This is a genomic window from Glycomyces harbinensis (genome assembly GCF_900101745.1).
In the GTDB taxonomy this organism is placed as follows: domain Bacteria; phylum Actinomycetota; class Actinomycetes; order Mycobacteriales; family Micromonosporaceae; genus Glycomyces; species Glycomyces harbinensis.
Window position 1 is genome coordinate 268388 of record NZ_FNAD01000006.1, and the last position, 23716, is coordinate 292103.

The window sequence follows — 23716 nt, forward strand, 5'->3', positions numbered from 1 at the left end:
TCTTGAGCGGTGGTCGACGATCACCCGCGGGCTTCGAGGCGTCGGCGTCGGTACTGGTCGAAGTAGACGGCGGCCCAGATGATGAGGCCCACGATGACCTGCTGGTAGTGGATGTTGATGCCCAGTAGCACGGAACCGTTGCGCACCAAGGCGATGAGGAACGCGCCGATGAGGGTCCCGGCTATGCGACCCTGGCCGCCGAAGAGGCTGGCGCCGCCGATGACCGCCGCGGCGATGACGTCCAGCTCGAGGCCGATCCCGTAGTTCGGCTGGCCCGAGCTCACCCGCGAGGCCGCGACCATGCCGCCGAGGCCGACGAGCGCACCGGCCAGTACGTACACCGCGGTGAGGTTGCGGCGCACGGGGATGCCCGCACGGCGGGCCGCTTCCAGGTTGGAGCCCATCGCGTAGACGTGCTGGCCGAAGCGGGACTGCGACAGCAGGAATCCCGCGGCCAGGGCGACGACCGCCGTGATCACGATGGCGAAGGGGATGCCCGCGATCTCGCCGTTGCCGAGCAGCTGGAACGACTCTGGCAGACTGTAGACGCCCACCGCGCCGGTGATGATGAAGACCAGTCCGCGTCCGGCCGACATCATGCCGAGGGTGGCGATGAAGGGCGGGAGCCGCGCCGACGCCACGAGCAGGCCGTTGACGAGCCCGGCTGCCGCACCCACGCCGATGGCGACGACGGTCGCCTCCCACACGGAGAATCCGAGATCGCGGACGACGATGGCGCCGACGACCCCGGCCAGCGCGGCGACGGAGCCGACCGACAGGTCGATCCCCTTCGTGATGATGATCATCGTCTGGGCCACTGCGATGATCGCGATGACCGCCGTCTGGGATCCGATGTTGAACAGGTTGTCGGCGGTGAGGAAGTGCGGGCTGGCGAGGCTGAGGGCGATGAACAGCACGACGAGCGCGGTCGCCGCCGTGAACTCGGAGACGGCGTAGGAGAGGTGCTCCCGAAGCCATGCCCGCAACCGGTCGCGCGGTCCGGTGGGCGACTCCATGCCGGTCACGGTCGTCTCGGGCGGGTCGGAGCGGAGGGAACGACTCACGGGGAACACTGTCTCCTCCTGGCCTCGGGCGGCCGCATTCGCCTCTTAAAGATCAGATGTATACATGCATCAATGTCATCATTTCATACTGGTATCCACCATGACAAGACGTTGATGCCCGTTGTCGAGGGCAGGGCCGTCGCGATACATCGGACCATGCGCGGGGAGTTCGGAGGGGTCCGCAGCGGCCCTCCGGTCTCGGTTCTCCTCCGCGTTCATGCAGGTGGGGCGGCGGTGCTGTTCCTGACCACGAGGCGGGTGGGGACGATGTCGGTCCCGGGCGGGGCCGCCGCGTCGGCGCGGATCTGGCGCAGCACGGCACGGGCGCTCCTGCGACCCACCTCGGCGAAGTCCTGACGGACGGTGGTCAGCGGGGGCGCGAAGTACGCGGCGCCGGGGATGTCGTCGAAGCCGACGACGCTGATCTCGCCGGGGACGGGTCTGCCCCGTTCCTGGAAGGCCCGCAGCAGGCCGAGCGCCATCTGGTCGTTGGCGGCGAACACGGCGGTGCAGTCGGGATTCTCGGCGAGCACCAGTCCGGCGGCATGGCCGGAGGCGGCCGACCAGTCGCCGGTGACCGGCGGCGGAACGGGACGGCCCGCCGATTCGAGGGCGAGGCGCCAGCTGCGCGTGCGCCGCCGACTCGCGAACGAGGCCTCGGGGCCGGTCACATGCCAGACCGTCCGATGGCCCAGCTCGAGGAGGTGTGCCACGGCGCTCCGGGTGCCGCCGTCCTGATCGGAGTCGATCGTGCGGTACCGGTCGCCGGCGTCGGAGTCCACGACCACGACGTACACGTCCGGCGGGAGCTCGACGATCGACGCGTCGGGCAGGTCGCTCTCGATGAAGACGATGACGGCGTCGACCGCGAGCTCGCTCATCCGCGAGAAGGCCCCCAGCACGTTGTGCTGCGTGGGGACGTCGACGGGGATGAGCGTGATCGTGTAGCCCTCGGATGCCGCTTGCGCGGTGATCGCCTCGACCGTCTCGCTCTTGCCGGTCGCGCTGAGCCTGAAGAGGATGACGCCGATGGTCTTGAACTGGCCGTGCCGCAGTGCCCGAGCGGCGCTGTTGGGCCGGTACCCCAACGCGCGCATGGTCCCGAGTACGCGTTCGCGAGTCGCGGGCAGTACTCCGGTGAAGCCGTTGGCGACCCGCGACACCGTCTGCGTCGAGACTCCGGCCGCGGCGGCGACGTCGGTGATCGATGTGCGCTTTCCGCGCAGACCGCCCTTCTGCTCCATACCGCCGGTCTCCCCACCGTCCATCGCTTCCCCGCTTTCCCACTGCCCCAGATCGATGGGTCGTCGACGCTCACGCTGAAGCCAGCACGAGGCGCATCTTGACCGTATCTGTGACGAATGCCATACTGCAACTCGATGTTGACGTCAACATCACTGTCATTCCCACCCTTATCCGTGCAAAGTCGCACGAGATCGGTCGACTTCATGAATCCCGGCAGCCAACGAAAGAACGCATCGTCCCCGCGGCGGCGGTCCCTCCTCCGCCTCGTCATCGGCACTCTGGCGGCACTCGCCCTGGTACCGCTCACCGTCCTCGCCGGCGCCGCACCGGCGAACGCCGACACCGGCCAGTTCCGCGGAGTGAACTGGGCCGTCCTGGGCGACAACTTCAGCACCGGACCGCTCGTCATCCAAGGACTGAGCAGCTCCGACAGCTACAGCACCGTGCGGGCCAAGGCCGACGCCCTCTACGACGACATGGAGGCCGCTCTCGGCGTCAACACCATCCGGTTGCCGATCAACACCCACACGGTCGGAACCTCCTGGTGGAACAACTACCGGGGCGCGATCGACGCCGCGACCGACCGCGGCTTCAACGTCATCCTCGCCTACTGGGAGGACGGCGCCGCCTCTGGCGGCCGGATCACCGACATGAGCGCGTTCAACGCCATGTGGAACACCGTGGTGTCCCAGTACAGCGGCAACAGCCGTGTCCACTTCGAGCCGATGAACGAACCGCACGGCTACAGTGCGGGCGAATGGCTCAACGTTGCCGCCGACTGGATCAGCGCCCGCCCTTCGATCCCTAAGGGCCGCATCCTTATCGGCGGCACCGGTTTCAGCCAGGACCTGCGGCCGGTCTGCAACGACAGCCGTTTCAACGGCACGCTCCTGTCGTTCCACAGTTACGCGTTCTTCTACGGCGAGAACACCTACGCCGGCTGGCGCAGCAATGTCGAGACCCGCCTGGGCGCCTGCGCCTCCCGCGCGGTGGCGACCGAATTCGGCGCGCCGATGAACAACGGCCTGAACTACAGCGACGCGGCCAGCACCGACAACTTCGTCCGCTACATCCGCGCCCTCACCGACGTCATGCGCGACAACGGCATGGGCGGGACCTACTGGCCGGCGCTCGGAGGCAAACCCGGCACCATCGGATACGACTGGTATTCGATGTTCGCCCTCCAAGGCAGCGGCACCGACCTGTCCCTGACCATCCGCAACAGCACCGGCGCCGACCGGTTGCGACATGCCTGGGGCGACGACGTGGGCAGCGGCCAGGCCACCGACGTCGTGAACCGCAACTCTGGAAGATGCGTGGACGTCGTCAGCGCCTCGACGGCGAACGGCGCCGAGATCATCCAATGGGACTGCCACGGCGGATCCAATCAGCAGTGGCTGCTCCAGGACGTCGGCGGCGGTCATGTCCAGATCGTCTCGCCGGCATCGGGCAAATGCCTCGATGTCGACGCCGCCTCAACGGCCGACAACGCCCGAGTCCTGCTCTGGTCGTGCAACGGCGGCGCCAACCAGCAGTGGCAGCTTCGCGCCGTCAGCGGCGGCCACGTCGAGATCGTCGCGCGGCATTCCGGCAAGTGCCTCGACGTGGCCGGCTCCTCTACCGCGAACAGCGCCCGGTTGCAGCACAACACCTGTCGCGGCAGCGCGAGCCAGCAGTGGACCGTCTGACGACCTCCTCGCCCACTAGGGCCGAACGATAGGACCGATGTTCAACCGGGCGCGGCACATGGGAGGAAAACGGCACATCAAGTGGAAGGCCCCGGGAAACCGGGGCCTTCTTCTTCATGGTTCTCCTCTTACCGTTCCTCAGGCGGGTGCAAGCGGGCGGCCGATAAGGCGGCCGCGGTTTGGCAGTGGAGGAGCTCGATCAGGGCGCGCCGATGGAACCGCGTGCGCGGAGGGGCATCGGCACGCGCTCGAACCCGGTGGCGGTTTCGGCGGGAGCGAGCAGCGCCTCGATGGCCCTTCGGCCGAGCTCGTAGTGGGGGAGGGCAACCGTGGTGAGGCCGGGTCGAAGCCAGCTCGCGAGCTGGTGGTCGTCGAAGGACACCACCGAGAAGTCTTGGGGCACACGGAGGCCGGCTTCCTGGATCGCCTGATAGGCACCGAGGGCCAGGCGGTCGTTGAAGCAGAGGATCGCCCCGCCGGTGACATTCGACTCCAGGAGCGCCGTCGTCGCCTGCCAGCCGTCCTCGGGCAGCCAGATGGTGCACATCCGACCGCTCGCGGGCTTGAGGCCGGCGTCGCCGAGTTCTTGGAGGATGCCTTCCAGGCGCTCCTGTCCGGCTATGGTCAGCGGCGGCACGTCGGCGGGCGTGGGGCCGGCCCCGATGAGGTGGATCTTCCGGTGGCCGGCATCGAGCAGTGCGCGCGCGGCCGCCCGGCCCGCGCCGATCTCGTCGGGTACGACGACGGGGACTTGGGCGCGGGCGTCCGTGGGGATGGTGTTGAGGAAGACGAGGGGGCGACCGACTCCACTGGGGACCGGCCGCTCCCGGGTGAACATGGAGGCGATGACGATCCCGTCGACCTGCCGGTCCACCATGGCCTGGATGAGGCGGGCCTGCTCGTCTTCGGACCCTTCGGATTCACCTATGAAGAGCATGTGGTCGTGCCGGCGCGCGCCTTCGATCGCGCCCTTGATCATGTCGCCCGCGAGTTGGGACGTCGCCACCGTGTCGGAGATGAAGCCGAAGGTGCGGCTGAGGCCGGTCCGGAGGACCTGTGACGCCGCGTTGGGGCGGTACGCCAGTTCGGCGGCGACCTGGCGCACCCGATGCTGGACGGGCTCGGAGATCCGCAGTTCGTCGCCGCGATCCGACAGCACCAGCGATGCCGTCGTGCGGGACACGCCGGCGGCCTTGGCGACGTCGGCGAGGGTGACTCGCTTCTGATGCACGTGGTGTCCTTCCGTCCTTCGAGGGGCCCCGCGGAGTTGACAAAGCCGGCTTCGTCTCGCAGTATAGTCGTTGCTAACACGGTTTAGCTCGACGGTTGCATCATCCGCCGGCCCCTTCAATCCATGGAAAAGGAGACAACGATGTCTCGCATCAGGAAGCTCCGTCGGCGCGCTCTGGTCGTCTCAGGAGTCGCCTTCTCGGCCGCCATCGGGCTCGCCGCCTGCGCCCCTCCCGGGAGCGACGGCGCCGACGACGCCTCGGCCCCGCTGACCGGCGATCCCACCTGCGGTGAGGACGCGGTCGTTCTCAACGCGTACTTTGAGACGGGTTTTCCCCTTCCGAGCGCGCTCGCCGACGAATTCACGCGCCAGTATCCGAACGTCACGTTCGACATCCGCGAAGACCAGTTCGCCGTCATCACGCAGAACGCGCCGCGGACCCTGCAGGACTCGCCGCCGGATCTCATCCGGCTGCCGCAGATGTCCGAACTGGCATCGGACGGCCTCCTCCTCGACCTGGACCCTTACGCGGAAGCGTTCGGCTGGGACGCATGGCCCGCCTCGCAGCTCGAGCAGATGCGCGTCGACGAGGACGGGAGCCGCGGCGACGGCCCGCTCTATGCGATGGGCCTGGGTTATTCGATGACCGGGGTGTTCTACAACAAGGAGCTCGGCGAGCAGATCGGGATGGCCGAGCCGCCGGCGACGCTCGAGGAGTTCGACGGCTACCTCGCCGCCGCCCGCGACGCCGGCATCACCCCGATCGCGCAGTTCAACGGCGGGGCGACCGGAGGACTCGCCTTCCCGCTGCAGGCGCTCATGGCCTCCTACGGCGACACGGCCGCCGTCAACGACTGGATCTTCCAGAAGCCCGGCGCCGACATCGACACGCCCGAGAACCTCGCCGCCGCCGAACACCTCGCCGGCTGGATCGACGAGGGCTACTTCGCGGACGACGTCAACTCGATGGACTACTCGCAGATGATGAGCCGGTTCGTCAACGGCGAGTCGCTGTTCATGTTCAACGGGGACTGGGAATCGGGCAACCTCGACACGCAGATGCCCGGCGGCGCCGGCTTCTTCCTGATGCCTCCGCTCGAGACCGGCGGCACGATCGGCGCCATGTCGGCTCCGGCCACCTACGGGATCGCCGCCACCGCCGAACACGCCGAGTGCGCCGCGTTCTTCCTGAACTGGGCGGCGACCGACGAGCAGGCACGGACCATCGAGGTCGAGATCGGCGGTTCGCACCCGATGGGGCCCGCCGACGGTTTCATGCCGGAGGTCGCCGAAGGCTCCGTGACCGCCGCGACGCTCGCAGCGGGCGCGACCATCAGCGAAGCGAACGGGGCGATGGACTTCATCGCCAACGCCACCGGCTCGATCTACGCCCAGAGCTGGACGCCCAACCTCCAGAAGCTGGTCGCAGGGGAGCAGACGCCCGAGGGCCTGCTCGAGTCGGTGCAAGCCGACTACGAATCGCAGGTCGGAGACTAGCCGATGCCCGCACCCACGTCCGCCGTGCCGGCGCCCGGACTCGGCGGAGACGCCCGTCCGCGCCGGCCCTCTTCGGGCAGTCGCGCCCGGAGTCGTCACCGCCGCCTCGGCGGTGACCTGCTCGCCTACGCGCTGGTCGCTCCGGCCGCCCTCTTCTACGCGTTCTTCGTGCTGCGTCCCATCGTCACGTCGGCGCAGTACTCGTTCTACGACTGGAACGGCGTCAGCACGGCGACCTGGGTGGGATTCGACAACTATGTCGCGGTGCTGAGCGAGCCCAAGCTCGTCGGCGCGATTCTGAACGCATTCGAGCTCATCCTGTACTTCAGCATCGTTCCCGTCGGGCTCGCGCTCGTCGCCGCCAATCTCATCAGGTCCATCGCCGCGAGCCGGCTGGCGACGGCCGCGCGGACCGTGCTGTTCATCCCGCAGGTGATCCCACTGGTCGCCGCCGGCATCATCTGGAGCTGGCAGCTGTCGAGCGACGGCCTCGTCAACCAGATCCTCCGAGCCGTCGGGCTGGACGCCGTCACCCGGGCATGGCTGGGAGACTTCGGCACGGCCCTTCCGGCGGTGGGGGTCATCGGCGCCTGGGTGCAGGTGGGCCTGTGCCTGGTGCTCATCCTCTCCGGCATGACGAGAATCGACGCGTCGCTCTACGAAGCGGCGCGCCTCGACGGTGCGGGACCGGTGCGCGAGTTCTTCTCGATCACGCTTCCCGGTGTGCGCCAGGAGATCGCCATCTGCGTCACGGTCACCGTCATCTCCGCGCTCGCCAGCTTCGACATCATCTACGTCGCCACCCAGGGCGGGCCGGGCAACAGAACCCTGGTGCCGGGCCTGCAGATCTTCTACCTCGCCTTCTTCGAACGCGAGATCGGCACGGCGTCCGCGTTCAGCATCGTCCTGATGGCACTGGTGATCGCCGTCGTCCTGCCGCTGCAGCGCCTCCTTCGGGGGCGTGAATCATGATCGTCTCGCGTCGAGAGAAGATCATCGGACGCACCATTCTCGTGGTGCTGATGCTGGTCACGGTGCTGCCCTTCGTCAGCCTCTTCGTCACCGCCCTGCACGAATCGGGCAGCTACCCGCAGGGCATCGAATGGCCGGAGACACCGCACTGGGAGAACTTCGTCCTCGCCTTCCAGTCGGCGGACATGTTCCGCCTGCTCGGCTCCAGCATCCTCATCGAGCTGGGCGTCGTCCCCGCCGCGGTCCTCCTCGCGACCCTCGCCGGGTTCGGCCTGGGGCACCTCAAACCGGTCGGCGCCCGAGCCGTGTTCATCGTCTTCATCCTCGGCTTGACGCTCCCCTTCGAAGGGATCATCACGCCGTTGTACTTCCAGATCCGCGACCTCGGGATCTTGAACACCCGGTGGGCGATCATCCTGCCGCTGATCGGTCTGTTCATGCCGTTCGCGGTCACCTGGATGCGCGCCAACTTCGCGACGATCCCCAGGGAACTGTCGGAAGCCGCGCGCGTCGACGGGGCGAGCACCTGGCACCTGTTCTGGCGCATCCACATTCCGCTGTCGGTGCCGGCGATCTCGTCGCTCGCCATCCTGCTGTTCCTGTGGACGTGGAACCAGTTCCTCCTCGCGATCGTCCTCGTGGCCGACCCGGCCCAGCGGACCATGGCGGGAGCCCTGGGCGCGTTCCAAGGCAGGTACGGCACGGACATTCCGCTGCTGTGCGCCGGATCGCTGCTGATCCTGACACCGACACTGATCGTGTTCCTGCTGTTCCAGCGCAAGTTCGTCTCGGCCCTGCTCCAAGGGTCGTTGAAGGGATGACGGCGCCGAACCGCCCGCCCTTCGCGCCCGAGATCGAACAGGCGCTGTCCCGACGCGCGGACCTGACGGTGAGCCTCCGCCCCGACGAGATTCCACAGCTGCGCTCGCGTGCGGCCACTGCGAACGAGGAGGACTTCACCCGCGACGGCGAGTTTCATCTCAGCCGCCACCGGGCGCGGGACCCGCGCACCGGCGCGTCGCCCGACGTCGTGCTGCTCCGGCCGCGGGACCGGCCCGAACCCGTGCCCGTGCTCTACCACGTGCACGGCGGCGGCCTCGTGGCCGGAACCGCATTCGACGATCTCGCGATGGCGACCGAACTCGCTTCCGGCGTCGGCATGGCGGTCGCGTCGGTCGAGTACCGGTTGGCACCGGAGCACCGATACCCCGCCGCCGTCGAGGATGTGTACGCGGGCCTCCGATGGGTGGCGGCGAATGCGCCCGGACTCGGACTGGACCCCAAGCGCATCGTCATCAGCGGCGTCAGCGCCGGGGGCGGCCTGGCGGCCGCGGCCGCCCTGCTCGCCCGCGACCTCGCGGGACCGAACCTGATGGGGCAGATCCTCGTCTGCCCCATGCTCGACGACCGAAACGACAGCGACTCGTCCCGGCAGATGGCGGGCGTCGGGGTCTGGGACCGGACCGCCAACGAGACAGGATGGTCGGCGTACCTGGGAGCCCAGCCCCGCAGCGAGGCTCCGGTCTACGCCTCGCCAGCGCGGGCGACCGACCTCAGTGGACTCCCGCCGACGTATGTCGACGCCGGGTCGGCCGAGACCTTCAGAGACGAGGACGTCGAGTTCGCCCGTCGCATCTGGGCGGCCGGGGGCGCCGCCGAACTGCACATCTGGCAAGGCGGCGCGCACGCCTTCGACGCCTGGATGCCCGAAGCCGCGCTCTCCCGCCAAGCGAGGCGCACTCGCGCCGAATGGCTGCACCGCCTTCTCGTCGAACACCTCCTCGCCGAGGCCGCCCGGTCCGGATCGACGACCTGACCAGGAAGAGCGAACGAGGCACCGACGCACCCTCATCGACAGCCCTTGACCGAACGGCGAGACGCAGGGTGTAGCCGGGGCCGCGGACCGCCCCTCGGGAGTGCGGTCAGGAATCGGTACTCGTCTCAGGGGCGAAGGCCGCGCACGCCTCCATCGCGGCGGCGACGTCCGGATCGGATTCGTCGAGCTGGGAGGCGTCGTCGCCGAGTGCCACATCGCGCTCGGCGAGGCAGTCGCGGTAGGCGGCGAGGTCGTCGGACTCACCCGAGCCGCCACCGGGGAATCCGCCTCCGCCCACGGGCAGTTCGCCCGAGCAGGCCTCCTGTGCCGCCTGCCAGTCCTCGTCGCTGACGCCTTCCGGGGCCTCGAATCCGCCGCCGCCGAACCCTCCTGAGGGCATGTCGGTCGGCATCTCGCCGGACATGTCGGAGGGGATCTCGGTCGGCATCTCCCCGGACATGTCCCCGGGCATGTCCGTCGGCATATCGGTCGGCATGCCGCCGCCGAGACCCTCCGCCCAGCCGTCGGGCAGCTCGACACCCTGGTCCTCGATGCAGGAGACGTAGGCGCTCATCAGGTCACCGCCGGAGGCGGCGCTCTCGTCGGGGTTCTCCTCGGTGTCGCCACCGGAACCGCAGGCGGTCAAGGCGAGGCCGGCGGCCGCGAGTACGGCCGCGCGCAGCAGTTGCCGCGGCCAGGGGGGAATGATGCGCATAACGGCACACAGTTCGCCCTCGAGGTCGAGGACGGCTCGAAGCCCGATCAAGGTCAGCTCGGAGCTCTCCGGAGCCCGGGGCGGCATTGCGCGAAGCACCCCTCGACACGGCGGCGCGAACCCGATACAGTGACATCGCTTTACCGATAAAGAGCCGTTCGACGCCGAGAAGGGCACCCCACATGAACGAGCGAGTCGCCATCCGCGTGGGCAACGCGGTCGCCGAGGCCGCCCCCGACCTGTGGGGTCTGTTCATCGAAGATCTCAACGACGCCCTCGACGGCGGGCTCAACGCCGAACGCGTCCGCAACGGCGACTTCGAATTCGCCGCGACCGACCGCGACGGCTTCCACCCCCTCACCGGCTGGGCCGCCGAAGGGGCCGTCCAGGTGCTGACGGATCTCCCGATCCACCCGAACAACCGCCACTACGCGTCCCTCACCGGCCCGGCCGCGATCACCAACGAGGGCTGGGACGGCATGCGAACCGTCTCCGGCGAACGCCTGCGCCTCTCCCTCTTCGCCAGGGCCCACGGCACGCCCGTCGAGCTCGCCGCCGCCATCGGCGACGGCCTCGCCACCGCCCGCCGCACCGTCGAGCCCGGCGGCTGGCGCCGACTCGTGATCGACCTCGACGCCACCGCGACCGGCCGCGGCGAACTCTCCCTCGCCGTCCCCGCCGGTGCCGCGCTCGACATCGACGCCGTCTCCCTGCGGCCCCTCGGCGACGACGGCGAACCGCTGACATTCCGTCCCGACCTGCTCCAAGCCCTCGAAGACCTCGCCCCGAGCTTCATCCGCTTCCCCGGCGGCTGCCTCGCCCACGGCTACGGCCTCGCGAACCTCTACCGCTGGAAGGACACCGTCGGCCCCCGCCACGAGCGCGTCCACGACCGCAACATCTGGAACTACCACCAGTCCCGCCAGATCGGGTACGGCGAGTACTTCGAACTGTGCGAAGCCGTCGGCGCCACCGCGATTCCCATCGTCGCCGCCGGCGTCTGCTGCCAGAACTCCCCGGGCGGCCAGCGAGCCGTCCCCGACTCCGACATGGACGCCTACATCCAAGACGTCCTCGACCTGGTCGAATATGCCAACGGCGGCATCGACACCCCTTGGGGCGCCAAACGCGCCGAACACGGCCACCCCGAACCCTACGGGCTGCGCCACCTCGGCGTCGGCAACGAGGACGTGATCAACGACGACTTCCGCGACCGCTACGCCCGCATCGAGAACGCACTGCGCGAGGCCCACCCCGACATCACCGTCATCGGCACCACCGGGCCCGCCACCTCCGGCCCCGACTACGAGGCCGGCTGGGCCTACGCCCGCGAACGCGCCATCGCCGTGGTCGACGAGCACGGCTACCAGAGTCCGCGCTGGCTCCACCAGAACCTGGACCGCTACGGCGCCTACGATCCCGAAGGCTCCAAGGTCTACCTGGGGGAGTACGCCGGCGCCTCCAGCAGGATCCGCTCCGCGCTCGCCGAGGCCGCGTACATGATCGGCCTCGAGCGCACCCCCGGCGTGGTCCGCCTCGCCTCGTACGCGCCGCTGCTCGCCCGCGTCGGACACTCGCAATGGACCCCGGACCTCATCTACTTCACGGCCGACGAGGTGCGCCTCACCGCCTCCTACCACGTGCAGCAGGCCTTCGGCGCCGAGCGCGGCGAGCAGGTCCATGCGGTGGTCCTCGAAGGCGCCCGACCGTTTTCACGGCCGGTCCCGCGCGAAGGCGCGGTCCGCTTCCGGTCGGCGCGGGCCGCGATCGCCCTCACCGAGATCACCGTCGACGGCAACCCGGTACCCGACGCGGTCATCACCCCCGGCGGCGATGACCTCCTGCTCGCCGCGATCGACCCCGAAGCCGCGGAGATCGCGTTCACCGCGGTCCGCCGGGACGGCGCGGACGGCTTCTCGCTCGGTCTCGGCCCCGAGGACCCGCAGACCTCGTTCAGGTTGGATTTCGCCGTCTGGCAGAACAAGAACACGGCGGTGATCCGTCGCGACGACGGCATCGACAACTGGGAGTCCGGGTGCGTCTGGCCGGGACTCGCCGACGGCGTACCGGTCGCCGTGCGCGTCCGTCTCGACGGCCCGCGCCTCCAGGTCTGGGTCGACGGCGAACGCCACCACGACCTTGTCCGCGACGACCGCCCCGAGCAGCGAGTGGTGGCCGGAGCGCTCTCCCGGTCCGGTGCCGGCGGCGGCGTCGAATACGTCGTGCGCCTCGTCAATGCCGAGGACACCGAGAAGCCGGTGCGCATCGACCTGCCGGGGACGCCTGGCGCGGTGGAGGCCGAGTTGTCGGTGCTCGCCGGGGCCGGACCGGACGACGGCGCTCTCTTCGAAGCGTCCCCGGTCCGACCGTTCAGGACGACCGCCAAGGGCGAGAACGGGATCGACCTCGTCCTGCCGCCCTGGTCGTTCACCGCCGCCGTGCTCCGCGAAGCGTCTGCCACTCCACGGTGAACGGGGGTGCCGGTAACACGGTGTCGGGGATGGCGGGGAGGGTCTCGACCCGCCGCACGTAGTCGCCGAACGCCGCCTCCACCTCAAACGGGGTCAGGCCGTAGCTGCCGAGGCTGTACTCGTGCCTGCGGCTCTGGTCGGGGCGGGACATCCGGTACTCCAGGTGCTGGAACTCGCGCTCGTCCCATTCCAGGCCGAGATGGTGGAACAGGCGCGGCACCTGGACCATGGCGTCGCCGGCGAGGTGCGAGTAGCCGACGTCGAGCAGATTCCGGGCCGGGATCATGGTCCGGGCGGCGCGGGCGGCCTCGATGCCCTCCGTCAGCACGTCCAGGCACATCCTGCCCAGGCTCGAACGGTCGAACTTGCGCAGGTACACCGACCAGGTGCCCTCCGCGAGCGAGCAGTAGGAGGCCATCACGGTGATCGGGTCGCGGTGCGTCCAGATCACCCTCGCGTCGGGGAAGGTCTTGATCAGCGCCGGGAGCGACCACAGGTGGCAGGGGCTCTTCAGGACCCACCGCTTGCGCTCCTGCCCGTGCTGGAGCACCTGGAGCGTCCGCTTGAGGTAGCGGTAGTCCTCGGTGTAATCACGCTTCGCGAACCACTCGCGCAGCTCTGGCATGTGACCGGTCAGGGTCCACATGAACGTGTGGAACGACATGATGAACACGCACTCCTCGGGGAGCATCGCGCCCATCTTGTGAATGTTCGGGAGCGCCGGAACCGCCTTCTCGAAGTTGGCGACGTACCGCTCGGTGGACTTGATCCTCGCGCGAAGGCCCGCCTCGTCGGTACCCGGCGGCGGCGTCTGCAGCATCTCCCACAGCAGCGGGGCACGGTTGCCCTCAGGATTGGACAGCAGGTTGTGGGCGAGGGTGGTCGCCGTGCGCGGCAGGCCGGTCACCACGATCGGGTCGTCGATCGGCTCGTCCTCGATCTCCGGGTGCTCGGCGATGGCCCGCGCGATCCGGAACCGGTTGATGACCCGACCCTGGACCTGATCGACCACCGACTTCCAGCCGATCGTCGAAGCGCCGTCCTGTCTGGCCCAGGCTCGCAAGATGAGGCGGAAGTCCTCAATCAACTGCGCATGGCCCTCAGGGCTCTCGCCGGTCTCGCGCTCCGCTCTCGCCACGATCCGGTCCATCGTCGCATCAGCGCGCCGTTCGAGGCCGATCGTCAGCGGAGCGAGCAGGTTGTTGAGGGCTCGAAGGGTGAGCGTCGGGGTCGCGTAAGCCACGTAGGGGGTCCTGTTCGCATTGCGGTAAGAGGGTTCGTCGGCGCGGGCGTCCGGGTTCGACACCGCCGAATCCCTGAGCCTTGCACGGCCTCGCACGAGTTCCGCACCAATTTCGCAACACCGCTCGATGACGCTCAACGGAGGGATTCGGACCCGGGCCGATCCTCAACGACGCAGCGGATCGCCCTATCGGCCGGGTCGTCGCTCACCCCTTGGTCCGGTGGCGCCGTTCGACTTCGGCGGCCACCTGACGGAACACGTCCAGGACCCGCTTGACCGCGAGCCGTTCGGCGCGGTCCGGTCGCAGGATCGCGGTGATGTGCCGCCGCGTGGGAATGTCGGCGATCTCTCTGAGGACGAGTCCGGCCCCGGTCGGCGTCGTGAACCGCGGCAGCAGCGCTATCCGCCGGCTGCCGACCACCAGCGACTCGACCAGCCGGTTGTCGCGAATTCGCTGGGACACCCGCAACGAGGCACCCGTCGCACGCTCGATCGATTCGAGCACCGAGTCGAACGGGTAGCCCTTCGGCACGCCGATCCACTCCCAGTCCACCAAGTCCTCGGTCCGCACGGTCGCCCGCGAGGCGAGCGGATGGTCCGCGGCCATCGCCACGTCGAGCTGCTCGCGCGCCAGCGACACCGCGGTCAACGCGGACGTCCCGGCCGGGCGCGCCCCCGTGAAACTGTGCGCGATCACGATGTCGTTGTCGGCGGCGAACGCCGCATACTCCGCCTCGGCGATGTCGATATCGTTGCACCGCAACTCAATGGCTCCGCCGTCGAACGCTCGCATGACCTCCGCGAGCATGAAGGTCGCGGCGCTGGGAAGGGCCGCGACGGTCACCGTGCCGGACGGTTCGCTGCGGAAGGAGTCCCATCGGGCCCGGGCCTGCTCGAGTGCCGTGGCGACCACCGCCCCGCCCTCGGCCAGCACCCGACCCGCCTCCGTCAGGCGCAGGCCGCGGCCCGAAGGCTCGGCCAAGGCCATGCCGAACTCGCGCTGAGCCGCCTTGAGCTGCTGCGAGACCGCGGACGGGGTCCGGTGCGTGGCGCGGGCGACCTCGGTGACACTGCCTCGCAGGGCCAGTTCGCGCAGTAGCTCCAGATGACGGACGTCCATGTAGCAATGCTACACAATAGCTTAAGTAGTTTTCGTTTGTGCTTTACAGTCGGGGCGCCGATGATGGACGCATGCCTGCTCGCCACGTACTGCTCGCGATGGCCGTCGCCCTCATGTGGGGCCTCAACTTCATCGCCATCGACGCCTCCCTCCAGCACTTCCCCCCGATGTTCCTCGTCGCGCTGCGCTTCGCGCTGATCGCCGTCCCGACGATGCTGCTGGTCAAGCGGCCCGATGTGCCGCTGCGCTGGCTGATCGGCTACGGGCTCGGCTTCGGGACCGTGCAGTTCCTGTTCCTGTACTGGGGCATGGCCGCCGGGATGCCCGCCGGCCATGCCTCACTGGTGCTCCAGGCTTCCGGGCCGTTCACGATGCTGCTGGGCGCCACGTTCCTCCGCGAGCGCGTGACCGGAGCGCAGCTGGCCGGCGTCCTGGTCGCGGTCGGCGGCCTCGCGGTGGTCGGCTGGCAGCGCGCCGAGCACGCCAGCGTCGTCCCGTTCCTGCTGACGCTCGCCGGAGCGCTCGGCTGGGCGATCGGCAACATCTGCAACCGGCAGGCGAGAGCGGCCGATCCGCTGCGGCTGACGCTGTGGATGTCCGTGGTACCGCCGCTGCCGATGCTCGCGCTGGCGCTGCTCGTGGAGGGTCCGTCGCGCATCGCCGGCTCGCTGACCGGGTTCGACGAGCCCGGCGCGGTCGGTGCCGTGCTCGGCCTGCTCTACACCGTCCTGATCGGGACGATTCTCGGCTCGGGGCTGTGGACCTGGCTCATGTCGCGCCACCCGGCGGGAGTCGTGGCGCCGTTCTCGATGCTGGTGCCCGTCGTCGGGATGACCGCGGCGTGGCTGATCCTGGGCGAGACCGTGACGGTCCCCGAAATGCTCGGCGGCGTACTGGTCGTCGGCGGGGTCCTGCTCGGGAGCCTTCGGCGGCGCACGACGATCCTGCCGAAGCCGGATCTCGACGTCCAGCCGGCCGGTGCCCGCGGCTGAAGGCGAAACGCCGGCCGCCGCACGTTCACTTTGATCCAGCGCGAGCCTTCAGGGGCGGCTTTGCTGCGATTCGTTCCAGCAGGATGACGACCGCTGCGGCGGCGGTGAGGGCGGCGAGGACGGCGAACATCTCGGGATGCCCTCCGGTCCGGTCGGTCAGGAGTGCGCCGGTCCAAGGGGCGAGTGCGATCGCGGCGGTGGCGGGTGCGGTGAGGATGCCGTGGAGGGTGGCGTACCCGTGCGGTCCCCATCGGTCGGTGACGACGGTGGCGTCCAGGAGCGTGAAGGCGCCGCGGGCGGCGCCGAGGAGGACGACGGCGGCGAAGACCAGGGCGACGGGCTCGGCGATGAGCGCGGTCGCCGAGAGCGTCGCGGCGCCGATGACGAGGATGGCGACGGCGCGGACGGTCGGGCCGGTGCGGTTCGCGAGCGGTGCGTAGGCGATGCGGCCGAGGAGTTGCCCGGCGCCGCAGATGCCCAGGGCCCAGGCGGCGGTGACGGTGTCCATGCCGCGGCCGGTCAGCAGCGGCACGAGGTAGAGGTTCGAGGCGGCCATGGCGAAGGCGGTGAGGGTCAGGGCGGCGGCGAGGGCGATGAACGTCGGTGAGCGGATGATCCGCCGCCGTGCCGCCGAAGCCGTGGCCGCCGAGTGGCCGCCTGACGGGTGTGCGCTTCGGGGCCATGGCGGAGTGAGCGCGAAGGCGTGGGCGGGGACGGTGACGACCGTGAGGATCACGGCGAGGACGAGGTAGCTGCCGCGCCAGTCGAAGTGGCCGGCGAGGTAGGCGGTCAGGGGTGCGAAGACGGTGCTGGCGAGGCCTCCGGCGAGGGTCAGGATCGTCAGCGCGCGCACGCGCCGGGGTCCGTACCAGGCGGTGACGGCGGCGAACGCGGGCTTGTAGAGCACGGCCGCTTGGGCGGTGCCGGAGAGGATCCACGCGGCGGTGAACGTCCACAGGTTGGGCGCGGTCGCGATGCCGACGACCGCGAGCACGGCGATGACCGAGCCTGTGGTCATGACCAGGCGGGGGCCCCGGTGGTCGAGCAGGTGTCCGACGGCGACGCCGGCGATCGCGGAGGCGCCCAGCCCCACGGAGAAGGCGCCCATGACGGCGGCGGTCGACCAGCCCGTGTCGGCGGTGATGTCGCCGAGGAGGACCGGGAGGGCGTAGAAGAGGACGCCCCAGCTGGTGATCTGGGTGGCGCACAAGGCGATGAGGACACGGCGCGGGACCGCCGCATGGGTGTCGGGCCGTCCGTGCGCCGTGTCCTCGGAGGCGTGGGTTTCCATAGGAGGGGTTTAGCCGACGGCGGCGAGCTGGGGGACCGGGGGCGGGATGGCGTCGGCGGCGATGCGGCGGGGCAGTTGGCACACTCTGGGGATTCTGAGGCGTTCTCGCGGCCATAGAGTTCCCTGCAACAGCCCGGAACGCCCCTGGACGAAAGAGGAAGAGCGATGAGCGAGTACGAGGACACCACGGTCGAAGACGACGTCACCGGTGTGGACGACACCTACACCGAAGACGACGCCGACCTCGGCGGCACCGGACTCTCCCACGTCGAGGAGACCTTCGACATCGACGGCGACGGCTACGCCGACGAGACGATCACCGCCGACGGCGTGACCTTCATCGACACCGACGGCGACGGCGAGGCCGACGCGGTCGCGACCGACTACGACGGCGACGGCCTCTCCGACGAGGTCCTCATCGACGCCGACGGCGACGGCGGCTTCGAGACCGCGATCAGCGACGGCGACGGCGACGGCTACGTCGACACCTACGAGTCCGACACGGACGGCGACGGCATCGTGGACCAGGTCTCGGTCGACACGAACGCGGACGGCTACGTCGACTCGGTCGCCACCGACACCAACGGCGACGGCTACACCGACACCGTGGCCAGCGACTACAACGCCGACGGCTACGTGGACGAGATCGTGGTCGACTCCGACGCCGACGGCGTGGCCGACACGGTCCTGACCGACAGCGACGGCGACGGCTTCCTCGACACCGTCCAGACCGAGGCCACCCCCCTGGGCGACTCCTTCCAGTCCCAGACCGGCCAGGTCTTCTAGACCGGTCCTGGCACGGACCGTATGCGCACGTGCCTGTGCGGGACCGCAGACCTGGACGGTCTGCGGTCCTTCGCCTCCTATGACTCGGGCGTGAGCCTGACCCGGCGCAGAAGCTGGGCGTTGAGGGCGACCACGATGGTGGAGGCCGACATCAGCACCGCGCCGACCGCGGGACTCAGCGTGATCCCGACTCCGGCCAGGACTCCGGCCGCGAGCGGGATCGCGACGATGTTGTAGCCCGCGGCCCAGCCGAGGTTCTCGATCATCTTGCGGTAGCCGGCCTTCGAGAGACGCCGTACGCCGCCGACACCGCGCGGATCCGAGGACGCCAGGACCACCCCGGCGGACTCGATCGCCACGTCGGTGCCCGCGCCGATCGCGATGCCGACATCGGCCCGTGCCAGCGCGGGCGCGTCGTTGACCCCGTCCCCGACCATCGCCACGCGCAGTCCGCGTGCTTGCAGGTCCGCGACGGCCTGGTCCTTGTCGGCGGGCAGCACCTCGGCGAAGACCTCGTCGCGACCCTCGACGAAGCCGAGGTCCGCCGCGACCGCCTCGGCCACGGACCTGGCGTCGCCGGTGATCATCGCGATCGTCTTCACGCCCTGGGCTCGCAGGTCGGCGATGGCCTGCTTGGCCTCGGGGCGGACCTCGTCCTCGAGGGCGATCGCGCCGAGCACCTTCGCCTCATCGTCGAGCGCGATGAGGTAGAGCACCGTCGCGCCCCGGCCCGACCAGGTTTCGATGTCGCCTTGCAGCTCGTTCGGCGCATCGGTGCCGAGCTCGCGCAGCAGCGCCGGACCGCCGACCGCGTATCGCTCGCCGTCCACCGTGGCTTCGACGCCTTTGCCGGTGCGGGAGCGGAAGTCGGAGGCGCGGGCGCTTTCGCCGTGCTCGCGGCCGCGGTGGGCGACGATCGCGCGGGCGAGCGGGTGCTCGGAGTCCGACTCGACCGCCGCGGCCAGGTGGAGCACCTCGTCTCGGTCGGCGCCTGCGGCTCCACTGACGCCGGCGACGGTGTGCTCGCCCTTGGTCAGCGTCCCGGTCTTGTCGAACAGGACGGCGTCCACCGTGCGCATCCGCTCGATCGCGAGCCGGTCCTTCACCAGGATGCCGGCCTTGGCCGAGACGGCCGTGGTGATCGAGATGACCAGCGGGATCGCCAGGCCGAGCGCGTGGGGGCAGGCGATGACCAGGACGGTGACGGTGCGGACGACGGCCGAGGTCGTGTCGCCCAGGAGCGACCAGACCGCGAACGTGATCGCGCCGGCGGCCATGGCGATGTAGAACAGCAGGGCCGCGAACCGGTCGGCCAGCACTTGGCCGCGGCCGCGGGACTCCTGCGCGGCCGAGACGAGGCGCTGGATGCCGGCCAGGGCGGTGTCGTCGCCGACCGCGTCGACGCGCACGCGGATCGCCGAGTCGGTGGCGACGGTGCCGGCCACGACCCGCTCGCCCGCGCTCCGAGGCACGGGGCGGGACTCGCCGGTGATCATCGACTCGTCCATCTCGGCTTCGCCGTCGACGACCTCGCCGTCGGCCGGAACACGGGACCCGGAGCGGACCAGCACCACGTCGCCGACCCCGAGTTCGGCCGCGGGAACGGTCTCGGTCGAACCGTCCTCGGCGATGCGCTCGGCCTCGTCGGGCAGCAGTGCCGCGAGCGCGGCGAGCGCGCCTCGGGCTTGGCCGATGGCCTTCATCTCCTGCCAGTGGCCGAGCAGCATGATCGACACCAGCGCACCGAGCTCCCACCAGAACTCGAGGTCGAAGAACCCGAGACTGGTTGCGAGCGAAGCGATGTAGGCGACGGTGATCGCCGTGGCGATCAAGAGCATCATGCCGGGCGCCCGGTCGCGGACCTCGCGGACGCCGCCCGCGAGGAACGGCCAGCCGCCGTAGAAGAACACGAACGTGCCGAGCACGGGCCCGACGAGGTCCATGCCGGGTAGGTCGAGCGTGTACCCGAACCAGTCCATGATCATGGGGCTGGTGACGACCAGGGGAATCGTCAGGACCAGGCTGAGCCAGAACTTGCGCCGGAACGCCTCGGGGTCGTGCCCGGCGTGCTTGTCATGGCCGCCGTGGCCCTCGTGCGCGCCGTGCGACCCGTGGGCCCGGGGCTGCTCGGCCGCGACGGCGCCACCGTGCGACGTGTGACCGCCGTGCTCGCCATGGCCGCCGTGACCGGCGTGGTCGGTCTCGTGGCCCTGGTGTCCCTGGTGCCCCTCGTCGTCACCGTGGGCGTGATGACCGCTCACTTGAGGCTCCTTCCATGCGGTTGCTCCTCGGTCGGAGCATATACCCCTAGGGGGTATCTTCCAAACCGGTCCGGCCTCTCCGTTCCGGGCCTGCGCGGCGAGCCCAATGCATCGATCGATGGAAATAGCTCAAGCTGCCGGCGGCAGGGTCTTGCCTTTCCGGACCGGGTGCGTCACACTCATGGCACCAGATGCCAAAGTGTCGACCAAACTGCGGCACGGCGTGCCACTCAATGTCGAGAGGACCCCTCATGACCCAGCCGCAAGCGGCGGCCCGCGGCGACGCACTGCACCGCGCCGCCACCAGAAAAGCCCTGACCCACCTCCTGCCACTCCTCTGCCTCGCCTACTTCATGGCCTTCGTCGACCGCACGAACGTCGGCCTCGCCAAGACCCAGCTCGAAGCCGACGTCGGCATCGGCGCCGCCGCCTACGGACTCGGCGCCGGCATCTTCTTCCTGAGCTACGCCCTGCTCGAAGTCCCCAGCAACCTGATCATGCACCGAGTCGGCCCCCGGGTCTGGATCACCCGCATCGCCATCACCTGGGGCGCCCTGACCGCCTGCATGGCCCTCGTCCAAGGCGACATGAGCTTCTACGCCATCCGCTTCCTGCTCGGCGCCGCCGAAGCGGGCCTGTTCCCCGCGCTCATGTACATCATCACGGTCTGGTTCGCCCAGTCCCAGCGCGCCACCATGGTCGGCCTGCTCTACATGGCCGTCTGCCTCGGCCTCGCCATCGGCAGCCCGCTCGGCGGCGCGCTCATGGAGATGAGCGGCACCGGCGGCCTCCACGGCTGGCAGTGGATGTTCCTCCTCGAAGGCGGGTTCACCATCCTCGTCGGACTCGCCATCTGGCGACTGCTGCCCGACAAGCCCTCCGAAGCCACATGGCTCACTCCTGAAGAGGCCGCGATCCTCGAAGACCGCGCCCGCGTCCCCACCGCCCCCGACCACCCCACCCTGCGCGGCAACGTCAAGGTCGCGTTCGGCCGGCCGTTCATCCTCGCGCTCGCGACCGTCTACTTCGCCAACCAGATCGCCTCGGTCGCCATCCAGTACAACTTCCCCTCGATCGTCGAGAGCATCGACATCACCCGCCCCTTCCTCATCGGCCTGGTCTCCGGCAGCGTCGGCATCGCGGCCCTGCTGGGCGTGATCGCCATCCCGGCCGTCCAACGCCGCGTGCGCAACGAGGTCGCGGTGATCATCTGGTGCTCCCTCGGCACCGCCGCCTCCGCGGTCGCCTACGTCCTCGTCACCGCCCCCGTCGCCCGCATCCTCCTGATCGACCTCGCGATGTTCTTCCTCATCGGCGTCCTCCCCATCTACTGGTCGGTCGCCCAGCAGCGCATGCAGGGACTCATGGCCGCCGCGGGCCTCGCCTTCATCAACACCATCGGGCTCATGGGCGGCTTCCTCGGCCCCTACCTCTACGGCTGGTCCGAAGCCGCCTCGGGCGCGGCCAGATCCGCCTGGATCGTCCTCGTCGGCTCCTCGCTCCTCGGCGTCGCCCTCGTCCCGATCCTGCACCGCACCGTCCGGCGCGAAGACCGCGCGGCGCAAGCCCGCACCGCCCGGACCGCGGCGACCACCGGGAGCGACGCATGAACACGCGACGACTCCTCACCGCGATCACCGCAGCGCTGGCACTCGTGCTCGCACCGGCCGCCGCCGCGGTGGCCGACCGCGGCGACGGACACGGCGGCGCGTCCCCGGTCCTGCGGCACACCACCCTCGGCCCCGTCCTCGGCATCGACGACCACCGCGGCAGCGGCACCTACTCGTGGCTCGGCATCCCGTACGCCGAGCCGCCGGTGGACGACCTCCGCTGGCGGGCCACCGTGCCCCACAGCCCCTGGCGGTCCGTCCTCGACGCCGACGAGTACGGGGACGGCTGCGCCCAGCCGGGCCGGTTCTTCAGCCCGTCGCCCGACGGCCCGCACTACGACCTGGAGGTCCGCGACGGCCTCGGCAAGCCGGTGGGGGAGGAGGACTGCCTGACGCTCAACGTCTTCCGGCCCTCGACCGCGGCGAAGCACCTGCCGGTCATCGTGTTCGTCCACGGCGGCAGCAACGTCGTCGGCTACGCCGCCGACCCGATGTACGACGGGCGGGCGCTGGCCGAGGCGGCCGGAGCCGTGGTCGTCACCGTCAACTACCGCCTCGGCCTCTTCGGCTGGTTCGACGGGGTGCGGGAGGACACCGGCGACCCGCTGACCGACTCCGGGAACTTCGGACTGCTCGACCAGATCGAGGCGCTGCGGTTCGTCGACGACAACGCCCGCGCCTTCGGGGGCGACCCGCGCAACGTCACGATCATGGGCGAGTCCGCCGGCGCGGTCAACGTGTGGGCGCTGATGGTCGCACCCGAGGCCCAGGGGCTCTTCGACAAGGCGATCCCGATGAGCGGCGGTCTGAGCACCGCGACTGTGGCGAGCGCGCACGCGTACGCGGAGAACCTGGCCTCCGCGGCGGCGACGGAGGCCGGGCTGTCCGGTCCCGAGGCCGGCGCGCCCCTGCTGGACGCGATGTCGGCCGACGAGCTCGTGGCGCTGGCGCTGCGGCACCGGCTCGACGCGACGCCGGCGGTCATCGCCGACGGGACGGTGATCCCGGCCGATCCCTATGCCGCGCTGGGGGACGGGTCCCTGCGCGACGTCCCGGTCCTGGCCGGGAACACCATGGAGGAGGGCAAGCTGTTCGGCTCGGCCATCGGCGCCCACCGGCCGACCGACTACGAGCGCTTCACGATGCAGTACGAGTTCGATCCCGACGCTCCGACGGACTGGACCGCCGAGGACTTCCTCGTCGACCGGTACCTGCCGGTGGACGCCCCGGGCGGGTGGAACGAGGCGTCGGACCAGCTGACCGAGCTGGTGTTCATGGGCATCGCCGAGAACTCGATGAACGCGCTCCAGGACAGCGGCAACCGGAACGTCTACTACTACCAGTTCGCCTGGAACAACGAGCCGGAACCGTTCGACGACGTCTACGGAGCCGTCCACGCCATGGACCTGCCGTTCGTGTTCGGGAACTTCGGCCAGAGCGTGTTCTCCTACGCGTTCAGCGAGGCCAACGCGCCCGGCCGGCTCGCGCTGTCCGGCCAGATGATCGGCGCGGTGCGCCAGTTCATCCGGACCGGCAGCCCGCAGTCCTGGACGCTCCCGGTCCGATGGGCCCAGTGGCCCGCCAGCGTCGTGTTCGACGCCGACGACCACCGGGCGCGGATCACCACCGGCGAGTTCGGCTGACGCGCGGCGCGCGGGGCGTCCGGAAGCATCACCGCGACCGGGCCCCCCGCGCGCTTCTACACTGGCCGCAG

Annotated in this window: 18 protein-coding genes; 10 read left to right on the forward strand and 8 right to left on the reverse strand. The window is 69.9% G+C overall.

The window, feature by feature from the left end:
* Positions 1-20: 20 nt before the first annotated feature.
* Both BLQ63_RS12620 and BLQ63_RS12625 read right to left on the reverse strand, forming a co-directional pair.
* Positions 21-1064 carry an ABC transporter permease gene (locus BLQ63_RS12620; RefSeq protein ID WP_218125227.1) on the reverse strand — a complete coding sequence of 348 codons (1044 nt, stop codon included), beginning with the start codon at positions 1062-1064 and terminating at the stop codon, positions 21-23.
* Between the two features lie 215 nt (positions 1065-1279).
* Complete coding sequence (locus BLQ63_RS12625; protein ID WP_091034709.1) at positions 1280-2308, reverse strand: LacI family DNA-binding transcriptional regulator; 1029 nt, start codon at positions 2306-2308, stop codon at positions 1280-1282.
* A gap of 204 nt (positions 2309-2512) precedes the next feature.
* On the opposite strand from BLQ63_RS12625, the gene BLQ63_RS12630 reads away from it, so the two are divergent.
* Positions 2513-3997 (forward strand): ricin-type beta-trefoil lectin domain protein, encoded by a 1485-nt coding sequence (locus BLQ63_RS12630; protein WP_091034714.1) that lies wholly within the window; start codon positions 2513-2515, stop codon positions 3995-3997.
* A 199-nt stretch (positions 3998-4196) separates the two neighbouring features.
* Here BLQ63_RS12630 and BLQ63_RS12635 read toward each other — a convergent pair whose 3' ends face one another.
* A complete protein-coding gene (locus BLQ63_RS12635; protein ID WP_091034719.1) occupies positions 4197-5228 on the reverse strand; it encodes a LacI family DNA-binding transcriptional regulator in 1032 nt (343 codons plus the stop codon).
* A 141-nt stretch (positions 5229-5369) separates the two neighbouring features.
* On the opposite strand from BLQ63_RS12635, the gene BLQ63_RS12640 reads away from it, so the two are divergent.
* The 4 genes from BLQ63_RS12640 to BLQ63_RS12655 are packed head-to-tail and all read left to right on the forward strand — an operon-like array spanning position 5370 to position 9513.
* Positions 5370-6725, forward strand: coding sequence for an ABC transporter substrate-binding protein (locus tag BLQ63_RS12640; protein ID WP_091034722.1), 1356 nt, complete (start codon positions 5370-5372; stop codon positions 6723-6725).
* A gap of 3 nt (positions 6726-6728) precedes the next feature.
* Positions 6729-7697, forward strand: coding sequence for a carbohydrate ABC transporter permease (locus tag BLQ63_RS12645; RefSeq protein WP_091034726.1), 969 nt, complete (start codon positions 6729-6731; stop codon positions 7695-7697).
* Entirely contained in the window at positions 7694-8518 is an 825-nt protein-coding gene (locus BLQ63_RS12650; RefSeq protein WP_091034731.1) for a carbohydrate ABC transporter permease, read from the forward strand. The genes BLQ63_RS12645 and BLQ63_RS12650 overlap by 4 nt, the downstream gene beginning before the upstream one ends.
* Positions 8515-9513, forward strand: a complete 999-nt coding sequence (locus tag BLQ63_RS12655; protein ID WP_091034736.1) for an alpha/beta hydrolase — start codon at positions 8515-8517, stop codon at positions 9511-9513. Before BLQ63_RS12650 ends, BLQ63_RS12655 begins: the two co-directional genes overlap by 4 nt.
* Before the next feature lie 106 nt (positions 9514-9619).
* Here BLQ63_RS12655 and BLQ63_RS12660 read toward each other — a convergent pair whose 3' ends face one another.
* A complete protein-coding gene (locus tag BLQ63_RS12660) occupies positions 9620-10228 on the reverse strand; it encodes a hypothetical protein (protein WP_091034740.1) in 609 nt (202 codons plus the stop codon).
* Between the two features lie 182 nt (positions 10229-10410).
* Here BLQ63_RS12660 and BLQ63_RS29645 point away from each other — a divergent pair, with 182 nt between their 5' ends.
* Complete coding sequence (locus BLQ63_RS29645; protein ID WP_091034745.1) at positions 10411-12699, forward strand: alpha-L-arabinofuranosidase C-terminal domain-containing protein; 2289 nt, start codon at positions 10411-10413, stop codon at positions 12697-12699.
* Here the strand turns inward: BLQ63_RS29645 and BLQ63_RS12670 are convergent.
* Together BLQ63_RS12670 and BLQ63_RS12675 are read right to left on the reverse strand one after the other, a co-directional pair.
* Positions 12656-13942 (reverse strand): sulfotransferase family protein, encoded by a 1287-nt coding sequence (locus tag BLQ63_RS12670; RefSeq protein ID WP_143014865.1) that lies wholly within the window; start codon positions 13940-13942, stop codon positions 12656-12658. The two genes, BLQ63_RS29645 and BLQ63_RS12670, sit on opposite strands and share 44 nt — an antisense overlap.
* A 205-nt stretch (positions 13943-14147) precedes the next feature.
* Positions 14148-15062 (reverse strand): LysR family transcriptional regulator, encoded by a 915-nt coding sequence (locus tag BLQ63_RS12675; RefSeq protein ID WP_091034754.1) that lies wholly within the window; start codon positions 15060-15062, stop codon positions 14148-14150.
* 71 nt (positions 15063-15133) lie between these two features.
* Between BLQ63_RS12675 and BLQ63_RS12680 the strand changes: the two genes are divergently transcribed.
* The gene (locus tag BLQ63_RS12680; protein WP_091034757.1) at positions 15134-16054 is read left to right on the forward strand and encodes an EamA family transporter; all 921 of its coding nucleotides are present in this window, start codon (positions 15134-15136) and stop codon (positions 16052-16054) included.
* Between the two features lie 25 nt (positions 16055-16079).
* On the opposite strand, the gene BLQ63_RS12685 is transcribed toward BLQ63_RS12680, so the two are convergent.
* The gene (locus BLQ63_RS12685; RefSeq protein ID WP_091034760.1) at positions 16080-17345 is read right to left on the reverse strand and encodes an MFS transporter; all 1266 of its coding nucleotides are present in this window, start codon (positions 17343-17345) and stop codon (positions 16080-16082) included.
* 165 nt (positions 17346-17510) lie between these two features.
* On the opposite strand from BLQ63_RS12685, the gene BLQ63_RS28425 reads away from it, so the two are divergent.
* Positions 17511-18131 (forward strand): hypothetical protein, encoded by a 621-nt coding sequence (locus BLQ63_RS28425; RefSeq protein WP_177154908.1) that lies wholly within the window; start codon positions 17511-17513, stop codon positions 18129-18131.
* 77 nt (positions 18132-18208) lie between these two features.
* On the opposite strand, the gene BLQ63_RS12695 is transcribed toward BLQ63_RS28425, so the two are convergent.
* On the reverse strand, positions 18209-20392 hold the full coding sequence (locus BLQ63_RS12695; protein ID WP_091034763.1) for a heavy metal translocating P-type ATPase: 2184 nt from the start codon (positions 20390-20392) through the stop codon (positions 18209-18211).
* Positions 20393-20643: 251 nt separating this feature from the next.
* On the opposite strand from BLQ63_RS12695, the gene BLQ63_RS12700 reads away from it, so the two are divergent.
* Both BLQ63_RS12700 and BLQ63_RS12705 read left to right on the forward strand, forming a co-directional pair.
* Entirely contained in the window at positions 20644-22002 is a 1359-nt protein-coding gene (locus tag BLQ63_RS12700) for an MFS transporter (protein ID WP_091034764.1), read from the forward strand.
* Positions 21999-23645 (forward strand): carboxylesterase/lipase family protein, encoded by a 1647-nt coding sequence (locus BLQ63_RS12705; protein WP_091034766.1) that lies wholly within the window; start codon positions 21999-22001, stop codon positions 23643-23645. The genes BLQ63_RS12700 and BLQ63_RS12705 overlap by 4 nt, the downstream gene beginning before the upstream one ends.
* The last annotated feature ends 71 nt before the right edge of the window (positions 23646-23716 follow it).